The organism is Mucilaginibacter sp. RCC_168, from assembly GCF_041355315.1.
Taxonomy (GTDB): Bacteria; Bacteroidota; Bacteroidia; order Sphingobacteriales; family Sphingobacteriaceae; genus Mucilaginibacter.
The window spans coordinates 20,141-45,142 of record NZ_JBFUPN010000026.1; the positions used below are offsets into that span (position 1 = coordinate 20,141).

Consider the following 25,002-nt stretch of genomic DNA (forward strand, 5'->3'; position numbering starts at 1 on the left):
ATACGGTTCAATGAATTTTTTAAAGCTTTCTGGCTCTGCGTTTGAAAGGATCAACGTAGCCGTCTGCCGTTGGCGGCTAAAGGCTATCACCGAGCCAAAACCAGCGGTACCGCCTCCATGCCAAATATTTCAGGTTCCTGAAGTGCCGAAGATCTGGCCCAACCCATACACATACTTGCTCCAGGTCTTATCTCTGCGAGAACCTGTAACTGTAAATTGTCAACCTTTTTTGGCTTTAGCATTTGCAAGGCAAATTTCGAAAGATCAGAGGAGGTAGAAAGCATACCCACACAACCGCTTAACACGCCGCCATCCCAAGAAGAAGCAATAGCACCCTGACTATCCATTCCTTTTACGATGCTGGTTTTAATGCTTTTCCGGTTAAACCCGGAATGGTGCATTTTAAGTGGCAATAAAATATATTTTTCAATCAGTTTTTCAAACAACTGATCATTGAATATGGTCAGCACATAGCTTAATAAACCATAACCTAAATTGGAATAACTGAATTGTTCACCCGGAGAGCTTTCAAGTTCAATATATTCAGATAAATAGGTTATCAGCCGTTGCTCATTATAATTCAGGTACGGATTTGAAGCTAAGTAGTCTGGATGTGAAAAAAAATCAGATGGCAATCTGGGCAAGCCGGAAGTATGACTTACCAGGTGTTTCAATGTAATTGCCGGTTTTCCCTTGATCGTGAAAGGAAGAAACTTTTCAATAGGGTCATCAAGGCAGAGTTTTCCACTTTCAATCATCAAAGCAAGCAGGGTTGCTGTAAAAACTTTAGTAATTGATCCTATTTCAAATGCAGCTTCAGCATTATTGATAACACTTGTACCATCGCTATTTTTAACAAACCCGTAATGAATAACTTTTTGATGCTTGATTACGCTAATGGCCAGTTGTGTTTGTTCTGGAAATAAAAGTAGTGCATCCTTTATCTGTCTGATTACATTATTCATAGAAAGCGGATTCACAGCTATGCAGATTAATAGGATTGTTTGCTTTAATCAATTTTGAAGCAAGGATATTTCAAATATAGATTTTTATTACGCTATCCCTAACGTATGCTGATTTAAGCTTTCAGTGCTTTACTACCACAAACTTTTAATTCGTGGTACTAAAAATTCAGCTTTCAACTGAACTTAAGTCGAAGACGTTATTCATGTTACCCACAAGGTGGGTTATCCAGCATCTCTCAAGAATCAAGAATTTAAAACGCTTTCTTGCAACGATGTATTTTAATATCCGCCCGATGGTGCGCAGTACAATGTCTGGCTTTTTTGTTCACGATGGGTGACGGCGGTGCTAATATCAGCGGCACAGTTGCCATTAGGAACACGATTGCGATATAGATACTTTTCATGGCTTTGGTTTTTGATGGTGATTAAATATCGGAAATTTTTAGCCATCAACCACCAATATTTCAATCAATTACCTCATATTTTAAACCATCTTTAACACTTTACCATATACTTTTCCTATACGAAGCGTTGGCCTGGTGCGGCAACATAAACCACCGCAGCATCCCAATGGGAGGGAATTTAACCGCCATAAGTTAAAAAACGTTAAACTAATTTCATCAACCACGCATGGTAGTTATGTTTGTAATGATTTGATTATCAAAACATATAAACTAATGCGCAGCCTGCTTACCCTGCTCCTGATATATGTCTGCTTATGCTCCTACGGGCAAACAGTTAACGGTGTTGTGACCGATGAAAGAACAGGACGGCCACTTACCGGCGCCTGGATAGCTACATCTAAAGCGAATGTAATTACTGGTATACAAGGTGAATTTAGCGTTGTTGGAGCCAAAACAAATGATACGCTCAGGGTAAAAATGCAGGGGTATAAATTATATGTACTGCCGCTTAATCCGGCAAATAATAAAAATATCCGGATCGGTTTAGAAGCCGCGATTATTGAACTCAATGAAGTTCATGTAACCGCCAAAAGAGACCGCGTTAAAGATTCATTGAATAACCGTAAAATGTTCGCGAAGGAGTTTAATGCCTCTGCGCCAAAGTTGAAGGACATCATCGTAGTATCTGGCAGTAATGCGGGACTTTTACCGGTGCTGGTGTCACGATTGTTCCCTCCCAGTTTATCCGGGCCTTAACTTACAAACACAGCCGGGAGTATAAATTTAAAAAAGTACTGATCAGGGACGAACAAAACCGGTATATCGACAGCCGCTTCAGCGAAAGCCTGGTCGGCGCCATCACCAACCTTAAAGGCGATTCCCTGCTGGATTTTATGGATAAATACCGTCCGGGTATCGAACAGATCAAAAAGATGTCTGATTATGATATCAGGATATATATCAAAACCAGCCAGCAAAAGTTTATGGACGATAGTTTGGGAAAAACTAAGTAGGCCTCCCTTCCCACCCAGCATTTTTAAAAAGGTTTCCAGGCCAAAGGATCCCAATAGACCAGCGTATTTCATTTTCAAAATTTTCTTTAAATTTTTGGCGAAGTATAATTGCTGCTTTTTTAAATTTATTTTTACCATCAGGATGCTCCAGCCATTAAAGCTGTTGTTTCGCTACTAATTCTAAAAACCTATGAGTAACATATTGCATATTTTAAACGGAGATGCCGCCCTGTCGGGATTTAACGAAACAGGCCTGGATGGTGATGTACTGGTATGGCGCGAAGTGCTTTCTGAGGGGCCTTTGCAGGAAAATATCCTCTCGGGCAGTTTCTGGAGCGCGCGTGCCCAATGGATCAGCCAAACCTTCAAAGAGGACATTGATACCTATCAGCATAAAGTAATTGAGGAATTGGGTAAACTCAATAGCGACTATACTGAAATTAATCTCTGGTTTGAGTTCGACCTGCATTGCCAGGTGAATTTACTGGGCGTTTTACAGATGCTTAGCCGCAAAACTGATATGTCGGCACCGGCTATTTATTTGATTTGTCTGGCCGATTGTGTACAGTTTAATTTTGCCAAAGGCCTGGGCGAACTCAACGGAGAGCAGTTTGAGGAGCTATATGATGGCCGTGAACGCCTGAACGAGTGGGAGTTTGAACTGGCTACCGAAGCCTGGCAGCTATATGTGCAGAGTGATGCCGCCGAACTGGAAAAATGGCTCAACAAAAATAATTTTGGGGGCGGCATACCCTTACTAAAGCCTGCTTTACAGGCCCATTTAAAACGCTTGCAGGTAAATGAAGCTGGCCTGGGTTATATTGAACAACGACTGCTGGATATTTACAATAGCGGTGCTAAAACGCGTTCGTCCATATACGCCACCTTTTGGAACGAGGATAAAATATTCGGTATGGGCGATGCGGAGATAGATATTTACCTTGATCGTTTGCAGCAAAAACAACTCATTAGCCTATAAAATAGGGTAATGAACAGCTGCTTAGCGAACCGTTACCGCGATAGTTGGCGATCGGTCGCTCTCGTTTTTTAACCTGTCGAGCGCGGTGATCACATACATATAGGTTTTGCCTCTTTGTACCGTGGCATCCTCAAAGGCTAAGCCATTATTATACTGAATACGCAGTATGTTCTTGGGATCGTCGATGTTGATCTTTTCGCCATCGGTAAACCGGTAGATCACGTAGCCATAGACAGGCTGTTCGTCGCGGGCCAGCGTGGGTGTCATCCATTTTAATTGTACATGGCCCTGTACAGATTTTGCGGTGAATTCCCGGGGTACATTAGGGGCAATGGAGTCGCGCCAAAGCATCACGGGCGGCAGGGCTGGGTACTTGTAATAATTTTCGCGAAGTGAATCCGTAAAACCCAAAGGATTATTGGTTAATGAATTGGAGCTAAAGTAAACACTACCCTGAACCCTCGGATTCTCACGCATCATATTAATCTGGTCGGGCAGTTGCTTAGGGTTTTTAAAGGCAGCTGTTTTACGCTCATTGATGCGATAAGCCGCCTGCCCGATATACAGGTGCCTGCCATAGGTATTGTCGCTCCACCAGTCGAGCAGCTTTTCAAAATCGGCCGCCCGGTTCCCGATGGGCCAGTAAAGCTGCGGATTGATATAATCTATCCAGCCTTGTTTTACCCATTCACGTGAATCGGCGTAATTTTCATAAAACGAAGAACCACCACTGGTTTCAGAGCCCTCGTCGTTCTGCGCCTTATTGGCCCATATACCAAACGGACTGATACCGAATTTGATGTCAGGGTTGTGCGCGTGTACGCTGTCGCCTATCATTTTTATCAGCAGATCTACATTGTGGCGGCGCCAGTCTTTAATATTATCATACCCCTGGCCATACTGCCTAAAAGTTTCCTCATCATTGATCTTTTGACCGGCAATAGGGTACGGATAAAAATAATCGTCCATGTGCACACCATCTATATCATAATTATCAACCACGTCGAGTATAACTTGTACAATATATTCGCGCACTTCCGGCAAACCAGGATTAAAAGTTTTGATACCGCCATAAGTAAAAAACCAATTAGGCTTTACTTTGGTGATGTGCTGCGGACTCAGAGCAGCAAAATTGCCATCAAACGTAGCCCGATAGGGATTAAACCAGGCATGCAGTTCCATCCCACGTTTGTGGGCCTCGGTTATGGCAAACTCCAGGGGGTCATAAGCAGGAGTGGGCCCCTGACCCTGTTTACCGGTTAAATATTTCGACCAGGGTTCGCGGCTTTTGGCATAAAAAGCATCTGCGGCAGGCCTTACCTGCAGCATTACCGCGTTGATACCTGTTTCCTGATGCGAGTTGAGTATATCTATCAGTTCCTGTTTTTGCTTGTCGGTTGTAAACTTAGTGCTTGTGGGCCAGTCGATATTGACTACTGTTGCTATCCATACTCCTCTGAATTCCCGTTTGGGCTCGGTTTTAACTATTGGTTCATCAGAAGCAGGTTCGGCGGGTTGCGCGTAAACAGTTGCGATGGTAAGCAGGGGTATGATCAGTAGTATAAAGCGGCGAAATATATGCATTAATGGGTATTAAAGTAAAAGTTGCAAAGATATAAAACTCATAACGTTGCATTTTTATTATGAAGTATAAAATTTGATGGTTTATTGTGATTTTAGCATATTGTATTTACTTTTAACTGTTGCCAACTGTATTTGTTTACCTGAAATTCTTTTAAAAATCATATTTTTAGTGTTTCAACGTTTAAATATCGTTGGGCATGAAAGTGCTGATAAAGGGTAAATACAGGTAAAGCGCGCAATATCTATCTGTTTAGATTTGCTTGTAAATTAATCACAATAGTTAAATAGCTGCATTTTTTTAAAACAGCTTTGCTTTTTAACTGTATTAAAACATTAAACATTTAATTGCTATGGAAAATCAATCCGGTCAACCATCTAAGAAAAACTCCAACGTCATTTATTTCCTCATCGTGGTGGTATTGGCTCTATTGGGTACTGATGTGTATCTGTACTTGCAAAAAAACAAGTCGGACACTAAAATTGTGTACCAGCATGATGAACAAACCCGTCTGCAAACGGAATTAGATAGTCTGGAGTCGCAAATTCAGCAGGTAAATTCAGGAAAAGCCAAGCTATCACAGCAAATGCAGGCCAAAAACGATTCGCTGGTCGCCAAGATCAAAGTATTACGAACCCAATTGGCTAAAGGTAAATTAACTAAAGCCGAATTATCTAAAGCTCAGGAAGATGTAAAACAACTACGTTATTTTGTAACCAAATATACCGCTGATATAGAGGAGCTGAAAAAACAAAATCAATCATTAACAACCGAAAGGGATACGCTAAAAACCAACCTGGCTACGGTAGCCAAAAAGGCCGATACGCTCACTAAGCAAAACCAGGATCTGGATGCCAAAGTGAAAGTGGCGCAGGCGCTCAAGCTGGCTCAGGCAAATGTAGTTGCCTATAAGGTTAAAAACAGCGGTAAGGAGGTTGATGTTACCCGCGCAGGCCCCGCTAAAAAGATCAAGATCAACTTTACAGTGGCCAGCAATAGCATTGCCATAAAGGGCCTGCATGATATTTATGTGCGTATTATTGACCCAACCGGCAACCTGATAACTCCTGCTGATGGCGGAACTTTCAGCGCCGATAACCAGGATCTGCAATACACCTATAAAACATCTATTGACTTTAAGGATGATGGTAGCCAGTACACTATTGATTGGGTGAACCCAAACCTGCCTTTCCAAAAAGGTACTTACACCGTATTGCTTTATGCAGATGGCGGTACCATGGGTAAAACAGGTTTTACACTTAAATAAGCTATTGTATCAACCGACATATAAAGCCCCGTTCCGGATACCGGAGCGGGGCTTTTTACTAATAAAATACAGTTTTAAAAATGGAAAACACATACTTTGATCAGGAATCATACGAAAATGATATTGAGCTTGAAGTCAACGAGGATGTATTGGATAGAATATATCGAGACGGAGTTACTCCAATTGATAAACTACCAATCGAATTTTATTTTCTTACGGATACTGAAGTTAAGGCCATTCATTTTAAAAAACATCTTCAAGATCAATTTCCTGATTACAATGAAATAGTAATTCGGGATTATAACGGAGATTTTGAAATCTCTGGTTTTACTGATCCCAAAGAAATGAAATTAAATAATATTAATAACTGGAATAAGGTTATGTGGGATTTAGGATACAAATATGATTGTAAGCTTGATGGCTGGCAAGTAGGTACCTAAGTTATCATAATGAAAATGCAAAAGCCCTGCTTATATCTAAAACAAGACCTTTGCATTTTATCAGATCAGATCATAGATTAAAAAAATTATACTCCAGCCTTACCAGGTACATATTCTTGCTATTGCGAATCATATCGTTGTAGAGTGGGGCGCGGTATGAAAGATCCAGGCGGCAAACGCTGTTAAATATAAACTGGACTGCCGGTGCCACATCCAGGTAGCTTTGCCCGTGACCTGGATTAGTTTTACCCAGTAGCTCGGCATACAGGTTAACATTGGTTTGCTGATAGTCCTTATAATTTTTAGGGAACAGCAGATATCCGGCCGATAAAGTATAGGCTACCGCGTTGCGGGCCTGTAAGGGTGTAAGGTCATATCCGCCACGATTATCAAAAGCACGCAGATAACTTGCCGAGCCGGATAACGCCAACTTATGCAAAAGCTGAGTGAATACCACACCGCTTTGCAGGCCGGAGTTATCACCTTCTAACGTTATTTCCTGGTTAACGATAGGATTATTGATGCTGGATGCTTTCAGGAAAAAAGCTCCACGGAAATGCTTCTGTACGGTATCTATTGATAAAAAACGGTATTTAGCATATACGCTGCCACCTTCAAAATGCTGGTTATTGCTATAGTAATCAGATGCGTACAACGATCCATGCACCATTAAATGCCTGCTTACACCGTACATCGCTTCAAAACTTGTACGGTTTTTATAATCGGGTTTAAAAAATCCCTGGTTTTCTAAACGGAGGCCCAATGAGCCGGTGGCCATGTTGCTGGCCGGTTCGGTATTTACATACAGCTCCTGCGAAAACCCGGAGCATGCCAAAGCGATGAGGCCGATAGCCAATATCAATTTCTTCATGATCGTTTTACTTAATGAAGATTATATAGCTAAATGATAGATGCGGCCGCTTGCCGGAGCAGTATCAGTAACCTGACCCAGATATTTTTTGGATACAGATTTTGGGGCAAAGCCATTATCAACTATAGTGAAATTTACATTGCCTGTGATGGCTTTATCTGCAGGGTTCAACAGCCTGTAGGTATCGCCTCCATAGCTGAAAACGTTATCCGCAATTTTGGTATTATCAAAGTTAAAGGTGGCTTTTAAGCTATTTACCGAAAATCCTGAGCCCTGAACTTTTTTGCTGATCTGCTCAAAATTTACTGGTACATCACTTTTAAAAGTAATGAGGTATAAATTATGCATCAGATCTGTTTTGATCTCGCTTACAAAAGGAAGAGTACGCAATGCTTTTTCGGTTGATTTTGCACATAGCGCGCAGGTAAGACCGCTAACTTGCAGTTCAGCTTTGGTAAACTGAGCTTTTGCAGCTGTAATAGTAAGTGCAAAAAGTACGATGAATATTTTTAGAGTTTTCATTTTGATCTTTTAATTAATTGTTGGAAAAATAAACTACCGGTAGTTTTTACCGGGTAAGCAGTATACAATTAATGTTGATCAAATACGGAAAATGCAGTTTTTAATAAATGTGGCTATATTTTGCCAGGGCATGCCAGGTGGCCCACGCTCAAGGGATGGGCTGGCGAATGATTGCCTGGATGGTGTAAATAGTCCATTAAATGATAAACGGGGTACATCAAATCCAAAAAGCTTAGAGAGAATAGAAACCGGTTCAATCTGGTGTGCATCCTTTACTTTGATCTGTAGTTGCTTGTTCTTGCAGCATTTTGTTTTGCCGCAAGCCTGATCCATTTTGCAACTAATGGCGGGCGAATCAATTTTAACAGAAGCTATCTGTGTACCACAATAATGCAGATTAAGAGCAAAGCCCAGCACTGTAACGGTGTACAGTAAGGTCAATAATAAAGCTCCTGATCTTTTTATCATAATAACAAAAATAATGGATTAACTCCTTGATTACAAATTGTTTTTAGATATTATGAAAATATGACCAACCGGTTGGTATAAACACAAAGAACCCGGCCCTCGCGGCCGGGTTCTTTAATAAATTAACTTGATCTTATTATATGGTTATTATTGGGCAGCTTGTTTAGCTTGCTGTTTCATTTGATCATTGGCTACAATTACTATCTCCACCCTGCGGTTTTGAGCACGGCCCTCAACTGTTGTATTATCCGCAATAGGTTCGCTTTCGCCTTTGCCGGAAGTGGTTAGACGTGATGAGCTCACATTATTTGCCACAATGTATGATTTTACAGATTCGGCCCTCTTCACAGAAAGATTCATATTATAGGAATCAGAACCGGTATTGTCGGTGTGGCCTACTATTAAAATGTTGGTATTAGGATTGTTTTGTAATGAAGTAGCCAGTTTTTGCAGGTTGGCTTGCGCGGCTGGTTTAACGTCAGACTTATCGGTGTCAAATAATATACCTGAATCAAACTTAACCAAAATACCTTCGCCCTCACGCGTAACAGTAGCGCCAGGAACGGTTTGTTTTATTTCGGCAGCCTGTCTGTCCATGTTACGACCTATAAACGCACCCGCAGTACCACCTACAGCGCCACCAATAATGGCTCCCAGTGCGGTATTACCTGCTGCTTTACCAATAAAAGCACCTATTGTACCACCAGCACCTGCACCAATTGCTGCACCTTTTTGTGTTTTGGTCAATGAATCGCAACCTGAGCCTAAAATACCGACGGTGGCTAAAGCCAAACTCAGGGTGGCTACCTTAATTCTAAGAGTTTTCATATATAATTATGATATGTTTTATATATCATTGGCAAAGCCAATGCCAAAAACAACAAAAAACCGGGATTGTTTTTTAAAGCACGTAAAAGCACACTATCGCTATATTTTTTTAATGTTTAGGAAAGTAATTTTCGACCAGGCGGCGGCCATTTTGGCTAAAGCCGAAAAAATGGCTTATTTTTAGTACAAGGAATGTAAAATTGTCGATACAAGCATCGTAGCCGGAGTAATTTAACCAATCACAATGAGCGTAGTTGGAAATATCAATTTAAATGTACTGCCGGTATCTTTAACAGAGGTTACCTCGATATCGATATCATGAAAAGTTGCTATGGACTTTACGATGGGCAAACCCAAACCAAAACTATCCTGCTGAAGCGATTGCCTGAATTTTTTAAAACGGTTAAATATAAAAGGAATGGCCTCTGCGTTGATGCCGATACCATTATCGGCTATGCTAATGATAAAGTTATTGTGCCCCGCTGTTCCGGTTATTTGGATATAGCCGCCTTCGTTATTGTATTTAGTGGCATTGTTGATGAGGTTAAAAAATAGGTTGAATAATAGGAACTTGTTAATATTTACCAGGTTCCAATTTTCAGGAATGTCGATACTGTAATCGATGTTTTTATCCTGCAGGCGTATAGAAATTTCGTCATATACGTCTTGTAGTAATTCAACTACTGTAACCTTGTCTTCTTTTAAAAATTGTTCGTTTTCAATTTGTGATATCAGCAACAGGGTTTTGGTGATGCTTTTTAAACGGTTCAATATTTTTTGCATCTCGATTAAACGCACCTTCAGGTCGTCGCTGATGTCCTCTTCTTCAAACATGTTTTCGATCTTCGATTGCAGGATAGATATCGGGGTCATCAGTTCATGCGAAGCGTTGGATATAAACTCACGTTCTTTTTGGAACTTATCGGCAATGGTTTCCACCATTTTGTGGATACTGATATCCAGGTATTCAAAATCGCTTGTAGTAGTTCGCACCTTTCGGTAGGAGTTAAAGTTGGGGAACTTTTGACCAACAAGCTTGGTTTTAATAATGAGCCGCAATGGTTTGAGTACATAGTTTGAATAAAACTGATCGGCCAGAATGGTTAATAATATCATACCCAGCAATACCTGGAACGCGATATTTTGTAACGGGGCACTGGTTTCATCAAGCGTATCAACACTTTTACCTATCTCCAGCAGGTAGTTGTGGCTTTTAACTTTAAAAGTATGGCTTAGGATACGATATTCCAGTGTATCACCTTCGGTAAACTTGCGTTTGCCCAGTTTAATGGTATCTAAAAAAAAATCGGGTTCAACTTCATCCAAGCTGATGAACTCTTCTTTAAGAGGAAGGTAGCTGCCATAAGCTTCGCCGTTTTCGATGTAGGCTTCAATTCCCCGGCTTTTTACTATTTGCAGCAGCTTGTTTTTTTGTTTAATGAGTTTATTGTCAACATAATTACTGCTTATATTTTTGATCAATACGGGTAACAGCAATACAAACAGTACTACAATAACCAATTTTGATATGGCATTAAAAAGCGTAAGTTTTGTTCTGAGTCTCAATGCTTAAGCGTTGATCTTTATTTTATAACCTAAACCCCTTACAGTTTCCAGCCAATCAGGAGAGCCAAAGGCGTTTAACTTTTTCCGTATGTTTTTGATATGTGCATCAATATAATTGGAGTCGTAATCGTTATTTACCACGCTGCCCCAGATATGCTCACTTAACTGCATACGGGTTAAGGTCCTGTTTTTGTGTAAAATTAAATAGGCTATCAGGTCAAATTCTTTTTTGGTGATCGTATTTACAACGTTGTTACCATGCGATATAGTACGATTAGTGAGATCAATCAGAAAATCTCCCAGTTCAATGGTGTTATTTTTTACCCCAAATTTGCGGCGGATAATGGCCTGCATGCGGCTCTGAAGCTCAAGCAGCGAAAATGGTTTGGGTAAATAATCGTCGGCTCCCAGATCAAGCCCTGTAATACGGTCATTAATTTCGGCACGGGCGGTGAGTATGATGCATGCGGCTTCGGAATCTATCTTTTTGGCTTCTTTTAACAGGTCCAGGCCGTCATAATCGGGTAATCCCAGATCTATCAGGATAAAATCATACAGATTAACCGCGATTTTTTCAGAAGCCGACGAGCCGTCAAAACATACATCGCAGATATAGTTATAATTGGTTAAAAATATTTCCAATTCCTGTGCAAGTGCCCGCTCGTCCTCAATAATCAGTACATTCATGCGCCGTTAATAAAAAAGGTAGTAAAATGTAAAGTTAAAAAATGATTCGCGTCTGTTTTCGAGCGTTCCCTCCACATTAACAGGCATAGAATATCGCCAGGAGGCCTCCAGCGTATAATGCGGCCGGTTATAGGCAACCGGTACCTTAAAGCTATAATTGAGTACGTTAAATACCCTGTTCCGGCGCGCGGCGCTCAGGTTGAGATTCTCTAATACAGAAGGGGGTAAAACATGCTGGTAATTGTGGTCGACTTCATAACGCTGTACAAAATTCTGTGTTCCCAGGATCACATTGAATGAAGGGTTGAACGATAGATAGTCATTATCGTCAAAAATGCTCCAGCTGCTTTCGAAATATTTAGAGGTGCTTACAGTGGTAAAAAAGTCGTTCGATTTTCCAAAAAGATAGTCCAGAACAACGGTGGTTTTGAAGAGTTTCCAGTCGTAAGCGTTTTTGAAGTTGATATCATTTGATGATGCCGACTTGATCACATTGGCATTTTTGTTAAATATAAACCGCGTGTAGCTAACGGCGCCCGAAAATGATTTTGAAAACTTGTAAAAGTAACCACCGCCCAAATCAACCTCATCAACCGGTGCATAGCCTAATACTTTGAGCACCGAACCGTATACAAACACGCCCGATTTACTATTATATATGGCATCACCCGTAACAAAAGGATACTTAATAGGCCCTGTGCGACCGAAAAACAAAGCGTCGCTGCCATAACTTACACCTACAGAAACCGATTTTTTTCTGACAATGGTATCGGTATCGGCAGTAAACCGGTAGTCGCGACCTGTCGCCAGAAAGTTCCGGTCAATACCTGCAGCGTATAAGGCATTGCTGCAGGCGATAAAAAAAAGTAAGCAAAGGTACTTCATCAACAATTGAAATTTTTTATTAACCTGTTAATTGCCATTTCTTCGGGGTATCTCCGGCGGGCGTTCCATGCCCTCGGGCCGGCGTTGTCTTTTGGGTTTGGGTTTAGAGGTAACGGGTTCCCCTGAATCATCAACCTTTGTGGGCTTAGCCTGCTTTTTTGGTTTTGCTACCTCTTTAATTTTATTTTTTTCATCCTTCGCGTTTTTTGCCAATATCGTATCTACAGGAATTTTATTGTGCTGAATGATTACGATTTTACTATAAACGGGGTCTGACAGACTGTTTTTAGCGCCGGCAAATGATAAACATGGTGCAAATATTAATATCAGGACAATATACGCAAACCACTTTATCATTGAGGGGAAGAAAAACTTAAAATTGTTGTCAAATATCGGTCAATTTAAACAGTTAAATCCAAGGGGAGGGGATGCTGTTAATAAAAATAACATCTGCCTTAATATTTTGCACACAAAATGTTAGGGCAGATGAGTAATGAAGCTGTAGGTTGGCCAGAATAATTATGATATGTTTTGTATAAATGCTTGTATTAGATACTAACATCCTTTGACGTATAAATACGGTTTTGGTCGTCAATAATAATACAGGCAATTTGATTTAGCTGGTTGATCATATACAGGCCCGCGTTAACACCAATGTTGATCAGTGGTGAAGCCATGGCATCTGATAGTTCGGCTGTTGGGCTGATGATGCTTACGCTGGTGATCTCACTTACGGGAAAGCCTTTTTTGGCATTCATCACGCTTACAAATTTTTTGTTGCTGATGCTGGCATATTTTTCGGCATTCACCGATGTAGCAAAAGCCATATTGCTGATATCTAAATGGGCAAATGGTTGTTTCTTTTGTTCAGGATCAGCTGCAGCCACCGTCCATGGTTTTTGGTTAGGCTGTGTGCCCCAGGTTAGCAGATCGCCGCCCACATTAATAACCCCGCTGCTTACACCGTTCATTTGCAAAATATATTTGGCACGGTCGGCGGCATAGCCTTTACTGTTGGCGCCAAAGCCAATACGCATACCCTTTTCCTTTAAAAAAACGGTTTGTTTAGCGGCATCAATCACCACATTTTTATAGTTGGTAAGCATTACCGGCGATGGTGCTATTTTAACATCGGCATTTTCGGCAAACGCGGTCTCATCACCGGTATAGCCAGTGCCGGTAAAGTAAGTCATATCAAATGCTCCGTGTGTAAGCTCTGATATTTGAAGCGCCCTGTCAATCAGTCTGAAAATTTCAGCGTTCGCTTTTACGGGTTCAACACCCGCGTTACGGTTGATCTGGTTAATATTACTGTCTTCGCTAAAAGCCGACAGCAATTTTTCAACGCGGTTAATTTCGTTAATGGCAATATCAATTTGTTCATCGGCCAGTAGAGGATCATTCCCAACTACACTAATTTCAAATTTATCACCCATTAAGCGTACACTACGCCTGTAAGTGGTTAAATTATTGGTTAAAGTTTTTACTGCCAGCATAAATAAAATTTAGTTATTGTCAAAAAAATAAACAGTGTTACAAAGCGCTAAAAGCAATACGAACATGTTCTTAAAAGCGCTACATTATCGCTGTACAAAAACTAAAGTAGCCCCCTTATATGAAAATAAGATGAAAAAGGGAGCGTAATTATCGCACCGCGATAGTTTTCACATTTTTTAACAATTGGATTACAATTGGTTAGATGGAAGAAATTGCCTGTAAATTAAAAATGCCATAAGTAACACACTTATGGCATTTTATATATCGTCCAAAGATTAGCCCCGGCCTTGAAAAACCGGATAGGGTCTTTAAACTACTGTTCCTTCTTTTAACTTTTCGGCATTCTCTGCAAACTGTAAAGCTTCCATAATTTCCTGCAGGTCGCCGTTCATTACGCCGGGCAGATTGTATATGGTAAGGCCAATGCGGTGCTCGGTTAAGCGACCTTGCGGATAATTATAGGTACGCACTTTGGCAGAGCGGTCGCCGGTTGACACCATGGTTTTACGTTTTTTAGAAGTTTCTTCCAGGTGTTTTTGTAATTCCATTTCGTAAACACGTGAGCGCAATACCTGCAAAGCCTTATCGTAATTTTTTAACTGCGATTTTTGATCCTGGCATTGCGCCACAATACCGGTAGGGAGGTGGGTTAACCTCACCGCGGAGTAAGTAGTATTTACCGACTGTCCGCCTGGTCCCGATGCGCAGAAAAGGTCCTTGCGGATATCGCTCACCTGCAGATCGATATCAAACTCATCTACCTCGGGCAATACCACAACCGTGGCAGCGGAAGTATGCACCCGGCCCTGAGTTTCGGTATCCGGTACGCGTTGTACCCGGTGAACACCCGACTCATATTTTAGGTTGCCGTAAGCGTCTTCGGCGTTTACATTAAATACAATCTCTTTATAGCCGCCGCTGGTACCTTCGGTATAATCAACGAGTTCAGTTTTCCAGCCGCGTTTTTCGCAATAGCGCATATACATGCGGTAAAGGTCGCCGGCAAAAAGGGCTGCCTCATCACCGCCGGTACCACCGCGGATCTCGACGATAGCATTTTTGCTGTCTTCGGGATCTTTAGGGATCAGCATCAGGCGAATCTCTTCTTCTTTTTCTTCGCGCCGGATCAATAACTCATCCAGTTCGGTTTTGGCCATTTCACGAAATTCTTCGTCTTTTTCTGTAGCCAGGATCTCTTTATTTGTATCAATATTGCTGATGATGTTACGATAGATGTGGTACTCATCAACAATTTTGGCAAGGTCTTTATATTCCTTATTCAGCTGGGCAAAGCGTTTCATATCCGACATTACTTCCGGATTGCTCAATTCGCCTTCTACACTCTTCCAACGTTGAAATATCAGTTCTAATTTCTCTAACATATATTATCCTCAATATCTTTAGCTTATTACAGTGGTGGTCCGGACAGGAAAGTTGTTTATGTTTTTCGTTCGGGATACAGACTTACTGCAAAAAGCGCACAAAAGTACATATTTTCAGGCATATATAATTCAGTGTATTGTAAGTATTGTGCGGTGAAAAATGAGTGGGCGAACAGTGAGTGGGTGAATAGTAAAGTGGTGAGTCAAAACCGCTATGCAAATAATAATATGTGGATTGGCAAGTCAAAATTCACCAATCACTATTCACCACCTTACTACTCAAAACTTTTCAAACTCAATGTAACTCCGTCAAATTCGGCGTAGGTATTGTAGTTTACCCATTCGCCCAGGTTAATGTAGCGGCTGTTGGGGTTTAGCTGTATATCAAGCGGTAGGTGCCGGTGACCGAAAATAAGATAATCGTAAAAATTGGTTTGAAGTTCTTCGCGGCAAAAAGTAACCAGCCATTCCTGTTCGCCTGGTTTGGGGTTTTCTTTCTTTTGATTGCTGATACGGCTGTTGGTCGACCAGTAATTGGCGATGCCGACCCCCAGGTTGGGGTGTATACGAGCAAAAAGCCATTGGCAAAAGCTGCTCCTGAAAAAGTTTTTCAGCACTTTATAAAAGCCGTCACCAGGCCCAAGTCCGTCGCCGTGATGCAGGAAAAACTTTTTGCCATTCCGTTCTATCTTCAACTCATTACTGATGATGGTTGCTCCCAGTTCCTTTTCAAAATAATCAAACATCCACATATCATGATTGCCTTTAAAAAGGTAAAGCTTTACGCCAGCATCGGTAAGTTCGACCAGTTTACCCAAAAAACGGATATAGCCTTTGGGCACTACCGTTTTGTATTCAAACCAAAAATCAAATACATCGCCCATTAAAAACAGTTCCGCGGCATCGGCTTTTATGCTGTCCAGCCAGCGAACTATCCGGTCTTCGCGTTTACGGCTTTCGGTATAACCGCCTGCGCCTAAATGAAAATCAGAAGCGAAGTAAAGTTTGTTACGGATTGGCATACCCGGCAAAAATACATTTTAAGCACGAAAGCAGAAAACCCGGCCCGCCGCTATGTTTAGCCAAACAAACATCCGGGCCCGTTTATCGTTGTATAACTATTAACCCACAAAATTATGGTAAACCCAGAAAACCCAAACCTCGACGACGCTCAGAAAGATAAAAACCCCGGCAATGAATTTGAACAGGGCGAAGAACATGATACCGGCAACCAACTGCTTGATGCCGACGAGCCTAATATCAGCGGCCTGGAAAGGGCAAGCCGTGCTTCGGAATCGGCCTTTACCCTGAATTTTGAAGATGGGATAGCTCCCAGGGCAGATCAGCAGGCTGCTAAGAATAAGGATAGCAAACCGGCGCTTAATAGTAATAAGCATCCCAAAAGCCTCATCCCAACCCTTCTCCAAAGGAGAGGGGCTTAAATAGCTGTTTATTCATTTTGTTAGTCAAAATCCTCTCCTCTTGAGAGGATGAGTGAGATTGAATATTTGTAAATATGTTATGACTCATGCCATAACTTCGATGCTTTGAATTATAATTACAGGTATAAAACCATCGAACAAATAATGCTCATGAAAAAGATATTAACCTTGGCCGCTTTGCTGTTCGCTTTTGCAGGCGCGGCAAATGCGCAGCACGCGTTTAACGCGGCAGATTTTAAAAACAACCTGGGTAAAACCGGCACCCTTTGCGATACCGTTTATTCCATGAAAATGGTAAACGATACATTGACCCTGCTAAATCTGGGCGGGGCTTATCCACATCAAAAGTATACCGTCGCGGTAAAAGGCAAAACAACATTGGATCTGCCGCATATTAAAGGCAGGCAGGTATGCGTAACCGGCACTTTTGAGATGTTTAAAGAACAGCCCGAAGTAGTGGCCAGCCAGCCTCAACAGATAGAGGTTCATTAAAATAAAAAAGCTGTATCATGATTGATGATACAGCCTCTTTTTATGCTAAACAGATCTTGTCTGTTTTATTTCAATTAAAACTCTTTTACTAAACCAAGCACGATCTGACCTTCGGTCATAGGTTGTTTGGTAACTATACGGCCCAGGTTGCTGGTACGGCCAGTGGTAGAAATATTTGGTCCTTTGGAGTTAATATAGTTGCCTTTCAGCAGCAGATCCCAGCCAGAACCCATATCAAAGCGAACATCGGCACTACCACCGTAAGCAAAGGCTGTACCTTTTGAGCTTTGTTGGGTAAATGTGCCGGTTTGTGCCGGTACCCCGGTAATAACAACCGCTATACTTGGTGTGGCGGTGTTTTTAATAGCGCCGGCCGATGCCCTTAGGTCAAATTTGAAATGGTGATATACGAATGTATACTGCGGGCCAAGCAAAATATTATAACTTCTGTACCGCTTATCGGCAGTAACGGTGGAACCGTCGGCTTTAAAATCATCCGTATACCCCTGTGAAATTATTTGATCGTCATCAAAAGTTAAATTACCCTGATCTTGTTTTGACACGGTAAAGCCTATGGCAAAATGTTTATAAAAATAAACAGCTCCATCAATACCCATTACAAAACCATTTTTAGCAAAACCCGCTTTCAGGTTACTGTAATTAGTGCTTTTAAAGTCGCTCATCGGGCGCGACTGACCACCAAATATGCCAACATAGCTTTTAAGCTTGGCCGGGGCGTCGCCATCATTCTGACTATCCTGGGCTTTTGCGTTCAACACTATCAGCATCATGAGGGCTGCCGTAAGTAATGTAAAGATTTTTTTCATGTTATAAATTTGTACTAACAACTTGTATACGTTTGTCGCTTATTATCCTGTTCGGTTTAGCAAACGTGTAAAAAAAAGCATTATTGTTAATAAGAAGACAGATAGTAAAAATCCATTTGTAAATAAATAATTACGCTCAGTATCTGTTATCAATATAAACCGGATTAAATGACCCGGTTTGAGCTTATTTTCATAATCGGGGGCTAATATAGCTCGCCCCGTTCAATTAAACAGCAGGATTGGCTAAAATTAACAACTTTTAACTTTCATTAGTTCATTAGTTCATTAGTTCACTGGTTCATTAGTTCATTGGTGCAAATCGATAAACTTGCAGCTCCAGTTTGCTAAGATTAATGAACAAATGAACCAGTGAACTAATGAACGAACTAACAAATGAACTAATGAACCAAATTCCTACCTTTAGTTTTCCTGTAATTTAAAATCAACATGAAACTAAATACCTGTTTATTTGCAATGGCTGTTTTATTTTGCAGCTATACTCATGCACAACAAATGACTATAAAAACGCTACCCTACCCCCAAACCAAAAAAGTTGATACCGTTGATACTTACTTTGAAACCAAAGTACCAGATCCATACCGCTGGCTGGAAAATGACCAGGCCGCGGATACCAAAGAATGGGTGAAAGCCGAAAATAAGGTTACCCAAAACTACCTGGACCAGATCCCATACCGCGAAGAAATACGCAAACAGCTGGAAACTTTATGGAACTATGAAAAATACAGCGCGCCGTTTAAAGAAGGTAAATACACCTATTTTTATAAAAACGATGGTTTGCAAAGCCAGTCGGTATTATACCGGCAGATAGGTGATAACGGTACGCCCGAGATGTTTTTAGATCCCAATAAATTTTCGGCCGATGGTACTACCTCGCTGCAAGGGATAGATTTTACCAAAGATGGCGACCTGGCCGCTTACCAGATCTCCGAAGGCGGATCTGACTGGCGCAAGGTGATCGTGATTAAAACCGCCGATAAAAGCGTGGTGGGCGATACGCTCACCGATATCAAATTCAGCGGCCTGGCCTGGAAAGGTACCGATGGCTTTTATTACAGCAGTTATGATAAGCCCAAAGCCGGCAGTCAGCTATCGGGCATGACGCAGTATCACAAGCTATACTACCACAAGCTGGGCACGCCGCAAAGTACCGACAAGCTTATTTTTGGTGGCGATAAAACACCGCGTCGCTATATTGGCGCTTACCTTACCGAAGATGAACGTTTTCTGGTAATCACCGCCGCTACATCAACCACCGGTAACGAACTATATATCCAGGATCTGAGCAAGCCCGGCAGCAGTATTGTCAATATTATTGACAATTTTGATAATCAGCATATGATACTGGATAATGTGGGCAGCAAACTGTATATCCTTACCAATATATACTCGCCAAATTTTAAAATTGTTACCGTTGATGCCGCAAACCCAACGGTTACCCACTGGCAAAACCTCATTCCTGAAACTAAAAATGTATTGAGCGCTACAACCGGCGGTGGCAAGATCTTCGCGGAATATCTGCAGGATGCAACCTCCTTTGTGCAGCAATATGATATGAGCGGTAAGCTAGAACGAACCATCTCCCTGCCATCGGTGGGTACAGCCTCTGGTTTTGGCACCAAAAAAGCGGAGAAAGAAACCTATTATACTTTTACCAGCTACATATACCCAACCACTATTTTTAAGCTGGATATTGCCACGGGCAAATCAACCCTGTATAAAAAATCGGGGGTGAAATTTGATCCTGAACAATATGAATCGAAACAGGTGTTTTATACATCGAAGGATAAAACCAGGATCCCGATGATCATCACCTATAAAAAAGGTACTGTGCTTAATGGCGAAAACCCTACCTTATTATATGCCTATGGTGGTTTTGGTATTAGTTTGACACCGGCTTTCAGCACATCGAACATTATATTGCTGGAGCATGGCGGTATATATGCGGTGCCTAACCTGCGTGGTGGCGGCGAATATGGCGAAACCTGGCACCGTAAAGGCATTAAAATGAAAAAGCAAAACGTATTTGACGATTTTATTGCGGCTGCTGAGTATCTCATCAAAAATAAATATACCTCTAAAGAACATCTGGCGGTATCTGGTGGTTCCAACGGCGGCTTACTGATAGGCGCCATGATCACCCAGCGGCCCGACCTGTTTAAAGTAGCCTTCCCGGCGGTAGGCGTTCTGGATATGCTGCGTTATAACAAATTTACTGCGGGTGCCGGTTGGAGCTATGATTATGGCACTGCCGAAGATTCGAAAGAAATGTTTGAATACCTGTATAACTACTCGCCTTATCATGCCTTAAAGCCACAGGAATATCCTGCTACTATGGTGACTACGGCCGATCATGACGACCGTGTAGTTCCAGCCCATTCCTTTAAGTTTGGCGCGCGTCTGCAGGAGTATCAAAAAGGCGCGGCCCCGGTACTGATCCGTATCGAGACTAAGGCAGGCCATGGTGCAGGGCAAAGTACAGCCCAGGTGATCAGCGGTCAGGTTGATAAATGGGCATTCATGTTCTGGAATATGGGCGTGAAGTGGTAAGGGTTGTGATTAGTGAATTGTGAGTTGTGAATGAAAAAGCCGGGCATTGTGTGATCCCCTCTCAAGAGCAATAGCCCATGAAAAGGCGGAGTTTAAACTTACAAGGTTAAAAACAAGTCGCATAGCCGACCGGTCTACGCTTCGCTGGACCACCCTCTCTGCGGCTTGCCGCAAAGAGGGTAAAGAAAAAAAGAAAACCCCTCTATGCGCGAAGCGTAGAGAGGGGTGACGAGCGCAGCGACGTCGGGGTGAGTCGATACCGCGTTCGATTCTTGCTGTATGCTTTTTCATGAGCGGGAAATTTGAAAAAACGATATTTGAGGAACTAAATAAGTTTATGAAACATTTCTTTATTGCTGCACTATTACTATGCAGTATTTTATCAACCTTCGCCCAATCCAAAAAAACAAACATCAACGTTGTTTTTATAGGTAACAGCATTACACAAGGCGCGCAACTGAGTGACCCGGCTACGGAAGCGCCGCCTGCTACCGCCATAGCCTGGCTGCGTCAGCAAGCAAACCTGGGCACGGTTGAATTTAGCAACCAGGGCCACAGCGGCTATACCACGCTCGATTTTTTACCCGGCACTAACACCTTTGCCCAGGTGGAACAAGCCGCTGGTGCCTTTACGGATAAAGAAGCCCTGTTGATATTTTCCATGAAACTGGGTACTAACGACAGCGCTATACAGGGCCCTCATGGTGCGCCCGTATCGCCAGCGGATTATATCCAAAACGTAAAAACCATTACGGAGAAGCTCCTGGCCGATTTTCCAAAAGCTATCGTTATTTACCAGCACCCCATCTGGTATAGCGCAAACACCTATAATGGCGCTAAATATTTGCAGGAAGGTTTATCACGTCTGCAAAGCTATGTGCCTAAACTGGATAGCCTGGTAGCTGCTTACGGCGCAACTAACCCTAAGCATGTTTTTGCAGGCGATAAAAAGGCATTCAACTATTTTAAAAAACATCACCTTACCGATCTGATACCTGAAAAGGGTAACCAGGGTACATTTTACCTGCACCCCAACAAGCAGGGAGCCTTGGCTTTAGGTGAATTTTGGGGTGGGGCGATTGAGAAAGTGGTGAGAAGAATAGCTAAGTAATGGATATCTTCAATAATAAATACTATATCATGTCATTGCAAGCGCAGCGTGGACAACCGACCAGCGGGAGCTCATTAATATCTTAAAAAAACGATTAACAGCATTAATAATCTCCTCGCGTTAATTAGAATAGCTACGAGATTGCTTCGTTCCTCACAATGACATATTTGAGGTTTAAGGTAATCCCAATGGGATACTGGAGTAATTCGGCATGACCTGTGTGTTATAATTTTACAAACCATTTTTGCTTTTTAACCAAAGAGTACCCAACTTCGCAGTCCAAAGTTTACTATGATATCGCATTATAAAAAAATAGCCCAGGAGCTTTCCATTGCCGAAAAGCAGGTGAGTGCCACTGTTGAATTGCTTGACGGGGGTGCTACCGTTCCGTTTATTTCCCGTTACCGTAAAGAGGTTACCGGCACACTCGATGAAGTGCAGGTAACCGAGATCCGCGACCGTGTGCAACAACTGCGCGACCTGGATAAACGCCGCGAGGCCATCCTGAAATCGCTGACTGACATGGGTAAATTAACACCCGAACTGGAAAAACAGATCAACGAAGCCGAAACCATGGTATCGCTCGAGGATATTTATCTGCCTTATCGCCCTAAACGCAAAACCCGTGCTACCACGGCCCGCGAAAAAGGCTTGCAACCACTGGCTGATCTGTTATTGGAGCAAAACAAAGTTGACCTGGAAACTGCTGCTGAAACCTATATAGATGCAGAAAAAGGCGTGAACAGTATAGAAGAGGCCCTGGCCGGTGCAAGGGATATTATTGCCGAAACCATCAGCGAAAATGCCGAAGTACGTACCCGCATCCGCGAATTGTTTATTGAAAAAGGAACTTTTCAATCGAAAGTGGTTGATGGGAAGGAAGTAGAAGGTATCAAGTATAAAGACTATTTCGACTGGACAGAAGCCGTGAAATCGGCGCCATCACACCGCATCCTGGCCATGCGCCGCGGCGAAAAGGAAGAGATCCTGTGGCTGGATATTAAGCCCGAAGAGGATGAAGCCATTGCCATACTGGAAGATAGTTTCGTAAAAGGCATCAACCCATCTGCCGACCAGGTAAAACAAGCTATTGCCGATGGTTACAAGCGCTTGCTGAAACCATCAATGGAAACCGAGGTGCGCCTGTTTACCAAAAAGAAAGCCGACGAAGAGGCTATTCGCGTATTTGCCGAGAATGCCCGTCAGCTGTTATTGAGCGCTCCGCTGGGCCAGAAACGTGTGATGGCTATAGACCCGGGTTTCCGTACAGGATGCAAACTGGTTTGTTTGGATGAGCAGGGAAAACTGTTGGAAAATACCGCCATATACCCGCATACCGGGGCCGGGCAGGCACGTGAGGCCGAAAAAACAGTTCAGCACCTGTTCCAAAAATATAATATTGAAGCTATTGCTATTGGCAATGGTACCGCCGGTCGCGAAACAGAAGTGTTTGTACGTAATCTGAATTTGCCGGGCGTAGTGATCGTCATGGTGAACGAAAGCGGGGCTTCTATCTACTCGGCATCTGATGTGGCCAGGGAAGAGTTTCCGGATAAGGATATTACGGTGAGAGGAGCAGTGTCTATCGGCAGAAGACTGATGGATCCGCTGGCCGAACTGGTAAAAATCGATCCCAAATCAATAGGCGTAGGGCAATATCAGCATGATGTGGATCAGAACAAACTGCAAACCTCGCTGGACGATACCGTAATGAGCTGCGTGAACGCCGTAGGTGTGGAGCTGAACACCGCATCTAAACAAATACTGGCTTACGTATCGGGTCTTGGTCCGCAACTGGCGCAAAACATTGTGGAATACCGCGATCAGAATGGTGCCTTTAAACGCCGTGATCAGCTGAAAAAAGTTCCCCGCCTGGGTGATAAGGCTTTTGAACAAGCCGCCGGTTTTTTACGCATCCACCAGGCCGAAAACCCGCTGGATTCGAGCGCGGTGCATCCCGAGCGTTACAGCCTGCTGGAGCAAATAGCTAAAGACATGAATTGCACAGTGAAAGATCTGATGAGCAATGCTCCGCTGCGCAAAAGCATTCCGCTGCAAAAATATACCTCGGAAACCGTGGGCTTACCTACGCTGAACGATATTATGACCGAGCTGGCCAAACCAGGCCGCGACCCGCGCGAGCAATTCGAGGCTTTCAGCTTTACCGATGGCGTAAATGCCATTGGCGACCTGAAGGTAGGCATGAAACTGCCCGGCATCGTCACCAACATTACCAACTTCGGCGCTTTTGTAGATATCGGTGTTCACCAGGATGGATTGGTTCATCTGAGCCAGATCACTAACCGGTATATCAAAGATCCTAACGAGGTACTGAAAGTACACCAGAAAGTGGAAGTTACCGTAACCGAGGTTGATGTAAACCGTAAACGCATAGCTTTATCCATGAAAGAAAATGATAAAAGCGCCCCGCAGGAAAGACGGAATGACGACAGAAGGCCCGCCGGTAATAGCAATAATAAACCTACTTATAACAAAAAACCGGCACAGGAACCGGAAACAGATATTGCCATAAAATTGGCGGCGCTGAAGAACAAGTTTAAGTAGGGGAATAAATTAAAGGCTGTCATGCTGAGCTTGTCGAAGTATGTGGGTAGGGCCTCTGCGCCCTATCCTTCGACAAGCTCAGGATGACAGCCTTCGCTTTTTATAATCGAGTAAAATTTTATTCCAAAGTGATCTGCCTCCTGATGCTTTCTTCAAGCGAGATGAAAGTTTCGGTACGTTGAATGCCCTTAACACCCTGGATCTGTTCGTTCAAAACCTCGCGCAGGTGGGTGGTATCATGACACACTATCTTGGCGAAAATACTCCATTCGCCGGTGGTATAATGCAGCTCAACAATCTCTTTTATGGTTTTTAGTTGTTTAACCGCTTCGTTGTACTGAGAGCCCTTTTCAAGGTATATACCCAGGAAGGCTGTAATATCATACCCTAATTTCTGAGGATCTACTTCCAGGCTGGCTCCCTTTATTACACCCATCTCTTCCAACTTTTTCATTCTCACGTGTATGGTTCCGCCAGAAACGATTAACTCTTTAGCTATCTCGGTGTACGGAGTGGTAGCATTCTTCATTAATATTGATAAAATCTGGATATCAAGATTATCAATTTCTAAATTTTGAGCTTTTCTGTGGGACATAAATTTGAATATCTATATTGAAATACAAGTTTAATTAAAATTTGAA

Annotated in this window: 26 protein-coding genes; 10 read left to right on the top strand and 16 right to left on the bottom strand. The window is 42.5% G+C overall.

Going from position 1 to position 25,002, the window contains the following annotated elements:
- Positions 1–86 precede the first annotated feature (86 nt).
- Positions 87–965, bottom strand: a complete 879-nt coding sequence (locus AB6735_RS22760; RefSeq protein ID WP_370998383.1) for a serine hydrolase domain-containing protein — start codon at positions 963–965, stop codon at positions 87–89.
- A 677-nt stretch (positions 966–1,642) separates the two neighbouring features.
- On the opposite strand from AB6735_RS22760, the gene AB6735_RS22765 reads away from it, so the two are divergent.
- Positions 1,643–2,125 carry a carboxypeptidase-like regulatory domain-containing protein gene (locus tag AB6735_RS22765; RefSeq protein WP_370998384.1) on the top strand — a complete coding sequence of 161 codons (483 nt, stop codon included), beginning with the start codon at positions 1,643–1,645 and terminating at the stop codon, positions 2,123–2,125.
- Here AB6735_RS22765 and AB6735_RS22770 read toward each other — a convergent pair.
- Entirely contained in the window at positions 2,122–2,454 is a 333-nt protein-coding gene (locus AB6735_RS22770; protein ID WP_370998385.1) for a hypothetical protein, read from the bottom strand. The two genes, AB6735_RS22765 and AB6735_RS22770, sit on opposite strands and share 4 nt — an antisense overlap.
- A 118-nt stretch (positions 2,455–2,572) precedes the next feature.
- On the opposite strand from AB6735_RS22770, the gene AB6735_RS22775 reads away from it, so the two are divergent.
- Positions 2,573–3,361: a DUF1835 domain-containing protein gene (locus tag AB6735_RS22775; RefSeq protein ID WP_370998386.1), complete on the top strand. Its 789-nt coding sequence runs from the start codon at positions 2,573–2,575 to the stop codon at positions 3,359–3,361.
- Between the two features lie 21 nt (positions 3,362–3,382).
- On the opposite strand, the gene AB6735_RS22780 is transcribed toward AB6735_RS22775, so the two are convergent.
- Positions 3,383–4,945 (bottom strand): glycoside hydrolase family 10 protein, encoded by a 1,563-nt coding sequence (locus AB6735_RS22780; RefSeq protein WP_370998387.1) that lies wholly within the window; start codon positions 4,943–4,945, stop codon positions 3,383–3,385.
- 350 nt (positions 4,946–5,295) lie between these two features.
- On the opposite strand from AB6735_RS22780, the gene AB6735_RS22785 reads away from it, so the two are divergent.
- Positions 5,296–6,210 (top strand): hypothetical protein, encoded by a 915-nt coding sequence (locus tag AB6735_RS22785; protein WP_370998389.1) that lies wholly within the window; start codon positions 5,296–5,298, stop codon positions 6,208–6,210.
- 80 nt (positions 6,211–6,290) lie between these two features.
- Entirely contained in the window at positions 6,291–6,650 is a 360-nt protein-coding gene (locus tag AB6735_RS22790; RefSeq protein ID WP_370998390.1) for a ribonuclease E inhibitor RraB, read from the top strand.
- 70 nt (positions 6,651–6,720) lie between these two features.
- On the opposite strand, the gene AB6735_RS22795 is transcribed toward AB6735_RS22790, so the two are convergent.
- From AB6735_RS22795 to AB6735_RS22810, 4 genes are all read right to left on the bottom strand, one after another.
- Positions 6,721–7,521 (bottom strand): hypothetical protein, encoded by an 801-nt coding sequence (locus AB6735_RS22795; RefSeq protein ID WP_370998391.1) that lies wholly within the window; start codon positions 7,519–7,521, stop codon positions 6,721–6,723.
- A 21-nt stretch (positions 7,522–7,542) separates the two neighbouring features.
- Positions 7,543–8,043, bottom strand: a complete 501-nt coding sequence (locus tag AB6735_RS22800) for a heavy-metal-associated domain-containing protein (RefSeq protein WP_370998392.1) — start codon at positions 8,041–8,043, stop codon at positions 7,543–7,545.
- Between the two features lie 78 nt (positions 8,044–8,121).
- Positions 8,122–8,511, bottom strand: a complete 390-nt coding sequence (locus AB6735_RS22805) for a hypothetical protein (RefSeq protein WP_370998393.1) — start codon at positions 8,509–8,511, stop codon at positions 8,122–8,124.
- 147 nt (positions 8,512–8,658) lie between these two features.
- Positions 8,659–9,339, bottom strand: a complete 681-nt coding sequence (locus AB6735_RS22810; RefSeq protein ID WP_370998395.1) for an OmpA family protein — start codon at positions 9,337–9,339, stop codon at positions 8,659–8,661.
- A gap of 40 nt (positions 9,340–9,379) precedes the next feature.
- Between AB6735_RS22810 and AB6735_RS22815 the strand changes: the two genes are divergently transcribed.
- Positions 9,380–9,523 (top strand): hypothetical protein, encoded by a 144-nt coding sequence (locus AB6735_RS22815; RefSeq protein ID WP_370998396.1) that lies wholly within the window; start codon positions 9,380–9,382, stop codon positions 9,521–9,523.
- Between the two features lie 47 nt (positions 9,524–9,570).
- Here the strand turns inward: AB6735_RS22815 and AB6735_RS22820 are convergent, their stop codons facing one another.
- From AB6735_RS22820 to AB6735_RS22850, 7 genes are all read right to left on the bottom strand, one after another.
- The gene (locus AB6735_RS22820; RefSeq protein WP_370998397.1) at positions 9,571–10,905 is read right to left on the bottom strand and encodes a sensor histidine kinase; all 1,335 of its coding nucleotides are present in this window, start codon (positions 10,903–10,905) and stop codon (positions 9,571–9,573) included.
- Positions 10,906–10,908: 3 nt separating this feature from the next.
- Positions 10,909–11,592: a response regulator transcription factor gene (locus AB6735_RS22825; RefSeq protein WP_370998399.1), complete on the bottom strand. Its 684-nt coding sequence runs from the start codon at positions 11,590–11,592 to the stop codon at positions 10,909–10,911.
- A gap of 6 nt (positions 11,593–11,598) precedes the next feature.
- Positions 11,599–12,477: a hypothetical protein gene (locus AB6735_RS22830; protein WP_370998400.1), complete on the bottom strand. Its 879-nt coding sequence runs from the start codon at positions 12,475–12,477 to the stop codon at positions 11,599–11,601.
- 27 nt (positions 12,478–12,504) lie between these two features.
- On the bottom strand, positions 12,505–12,834 hold the full coding sequence (locus tag AB6735_RS22835) for a hypothetical protein (protein WP_370998401.1): 330 nt from the start codon (positions 12,832–12,834) through the stop codon (positions 12,505–12,507).
- A 191-nt stretch (positions 12,835–13,025) separates the two neighbouring features.
- Entirely contained in the window at positions 13,026–13,973 is a 948-nt protein-coding gene (locus tag AB6735_RS22840) for an FAD:protein FMN transferase (protein ID WP_370998403.1), read from the bottom strand.
- 309 nt (positions 13,974–14,282) lie between these two features.
- Positions 14,283–15,356: a peptide chain release factor 1 gene (gene prfA / locus AB6735_RS22845; protein ID WP_370998404.1), complete on the bottom strand. Its 1,074-nt coding sequence runs from the start codon at positions 15,354–15,356 to the stop codon at positions 14,283–14,285.
- 275 nt (positions 15,357–15,631) lie between these two features.
- Positions 15,632–16,378: a UDP-2,3-diacylglucosamine diphosphatase gene (locus AB6735_RS22850; protein WP_370998405.1), complete on the bottom strand. Its 747-nt coding sequence runs from the start codon at positions 16,376–16,378 to the stop codon at positions 15,632–15,634.
- Positions 16,379–16,492: 114 nt separating this feature from the next.
- Between AB6735_RS22850 and AB6735_RS22855 the strand changes: the two genes are divergently transcribed.
- Complete coding sequence (locus AB6735_RS22855) at positions 16,493–16,798, top strand: hypothetical protein (RefSeq protein WP_370998406.1); 306 nt, start codon at positions 16,493–16,495, stop codon at positions 16,796–16,798.
- A gap of 150 nt (positions 16,799–16,948) precedes the next feature.
- Positions 16,949–17,290 (top strand): hypothetical protein, encoded by a 342-nt coding sequence (locus tag AB6735_RS22860; RefSeq protein WP_370998408.1) that lies wholly within the window; start codon positions 16,949–16,951, stop codon positions 17,288–17,290.
- A 74-nt stretch (positions 17,291–17,364) separates the two neighbouring features.
- Here the strand turns inward: AB6735_RS22860 and AB6735_RS22865 are convergent, their stop codons facing one another.
- Positions 17,365–18,117: a hypothetical protein gene (locus AB6735_RS22865; RefSeq protein WP_370998409.1), complete on the bottom strand. Its 753-nt coding sequence runs from the start codon at positions 18,115–18,117 to the stop codon at positions 17,365–17,367.
- Positions 18,118–18,564: 447 nt separating this feature from the next.
- On the opposite strand from AB6735_RS22865, the gene AB6735_RS22870 reads away from it, so the two are divergent.
- The 3 genes from AB6735_RS22870 to AB6735_RS22880 all read left to right on the top strand — a co-directional run bounded on the left by AB6735_RS22870 (position 18,565) and on the right by AB6735_RS22880 (position 24,361).
- Complete coding sequence (locus AB6735_RS22870; RefSeq protein ID WP_370998410.1) at positions 18,565–20,685, top strand: prolyl oligopeptidase family protein; 2,121 nt, start codon at positions 18,565–18,567, stop codon at positions 20,683–20,685.
- 337 nt (positions 20,686–21,022) lie between these two features.
- Complete coding sequence (locus AB6735_RS22875; RefSeq protein ID WP_370998411.1) at positions 21,023–21,796, top strand: GDSL-type esterase/lipase family protein; 774 nt, start codon at positions 21,023–21,025, stop codon at positions 21,794–21,796.
- Between the two features lie 291 nt (positions 21,797–22,087).
- A complete protein-coding gene (locus AB6735_RS22880) occupies positions 22,088–24,361 on the top strand; it encodes a Tex family protein (protein ID WP_370998412.1) in 2,274 nt (757 codons plus the stop codon).
- 118 nt (positions 24,362–24,479) lie between these two features.
- On the opposite strand, the gene AB6735_RS22885 is transcribed toward AB6735_RS22880, so the two are convergent.
- Positions 24,480–24,956: an Lrp/AsnC ligand binding domain-containing protein gene (locus tag AB6735_RS22885; protein WP_076373882.1), complete on the bottom strand. Its 477-nt coding sequence runs from the start codon at positions 24,954–24,956 to the stop codon at positions 24,480–24,482.
- Positions 24,957–25,002: the final 46 nt, after the last annotated feature.

Coding starts and splice junctions, on each gene's coding strand:
- AB6735_RS22760 (WP_370998383.1), bottom strand. CDS start 965: ATGAATAATGTAATCAGACAGATAAAGGATGCACTACTTTTATTTCCA.
- AB6735_RS22765 (WP_370998384.1), top strand. CDS start 1,643: ATGCGCAGCCTGCTTACCCTGCTCCTGATATATGTCTGCTTATGCTCC.
- AB6735_RS22770 (WP_370998385.1), bottom strand. CDS start 2,454: ATGAAATACGCTGGTCTATTGGGATCCTTTGGCCTGGAAACCTTTTTA.
- AB6735_RS22775 (WP_370998386.1), top strand. CDS start 2,573: ATGAGTAACATATTGCATATTTTAAACGGAGATGCCGCCCTGTCGGGA.
- AB6735_RS22780 (WP_370998387.1), bottom strand. CDS start 4,945: ATGCATATATTTCGCCGCTTTATACTACTGATCATACCCCTGCTTACC.
- AB6735_RS22785 (WP_370998389.1), top strand. CDS start 5,296: ATGGAAAATCAATCCGGTCAACCATCTAAGAAAAACTCCAACGTCATT.
- AB6735_RS22790 (WP_370998390.1), top strand. CDS start 6,291: ATGGAAAACACATACTTTGATCAGGAATCATACGAAAATGATATTGAG.
- AB6735_RS22795 (WP_370998391.1), bottom strand. CDS start 7,521: ATGAAGAAATTGATATTGGCTATCGGCCTCATCGCTTTGGCATGCTCC.
- AB6735_RS22800 (WP_370998392.1), bottom strand. CDS start 8,043: ATGAAAACTCTAAAAATATTCATCGTACTTTTTGCACTTACTATTACA.
- AB6735_RS22805 (WP_370998393.1), bottom strand. CDS start 8,511: ATGATAAAAAGATCAGGAGCTTTATTATTGACCTTACTGTACACCGTT.
- AB6735_RS22810 (WP_370998395.1), bottom strand. CDS start 9,339: ATGAAAACTCTTAGAATTAAGGTAGCCACCCTGAGTTTGGCTTTAGCC.
- AB6735_RS22815 (WP_370998396.1), top strand. CDS start 9,380: ATGCCAAAAACAACAAAAAACCGGGATTGTTTTTTAAAGCACGTAAAA.
- AB6735_RS22825 (WP_370998399.1), bottom strand. CDS start 11,592: ATGAATGTACTGATTATTGAGGACGAGCGGGCACTTGCACAGGAATTG.
- AB6735_RS22830 (WP_370998400.1), bottom strand. CDS start 12,477: ATGAAGTACCTTTGCTTACTTTTTTTTATCGCCTGCAGCAATGCCTTA.
- AB6735_RS22835 (WP_370998401.1), bottom strand. CDS start 12,834: ATGATAAAGTGGTTTGCGTATATTGTCCTGATATTAATATTTGCACCA.
- AB6735_RS22840 (WP_370998403.1), bottom strand. CDS start 13,973: ATGCTGGCAGTAAAAACTTTAACCAATAATTTAACCACTTACAGGCGT.
- prfA (WP_370998404.1), bottom strand. CDS start 15,356: ATGTTAGAGAAATTAGAACTGATATTTCAACGTTGGAAGAGTGTAGAA.
- AB6735_RS22850 (WP_370998405.1), bottom strand. CDS start 16,378: ATGCCAATCCGTAACAAACTTTACTTCGCTTCTGATTTTCATTTAGGC.
- AB6735_RS22855 (WP_370998406.1), top strand. CDS start 16,493: ATGGTAAACCCAGAAAACCCAAACCTCGACGACGCTCAGAAAGATAAA.
- AB6735_RS22860 (WP_370998408.1), top strand. CDS start 16,949: ATGAAAAAGATATTAACCTTGGCCGCTTTGCTGTTCGCTTTTGCAGGC.
- AB6735_RS22865 (WP_370998409.1), bottom strand. CDS start 18,117: ATGAAAAAAATCTTTACATTACTTACGGCAGCCCTCATGATGCTGATA.
- AB6735_RS22870 (WP_370998410.1), top strand. CDS start 18,565: ATGAAACTAAATACCTGTTTATTTGCAATGGCTGTTTTATTTTGCAGC.
- AB6735_RS22875 (WP_370998411.1), top strand. CDS start 21,023: ATGAAACATTTCTTTATTGCTGCACTATTACTATGCAGTATTTTATCA.
- AB6735_RS22880 (WP_370998412.1), top strand. CDS start 22,088: ATGATATCGCATTATAAAAAAATAGCCCAGGAGCTTTCCATTGCCGAA.
- AB6735_RS22885 (WP_076373882.1), bottom strand. CDS start 24,956: ATGTCCCACAGAAAAGCTCAAAATTTAGAAATTGATAATCTTGATATC.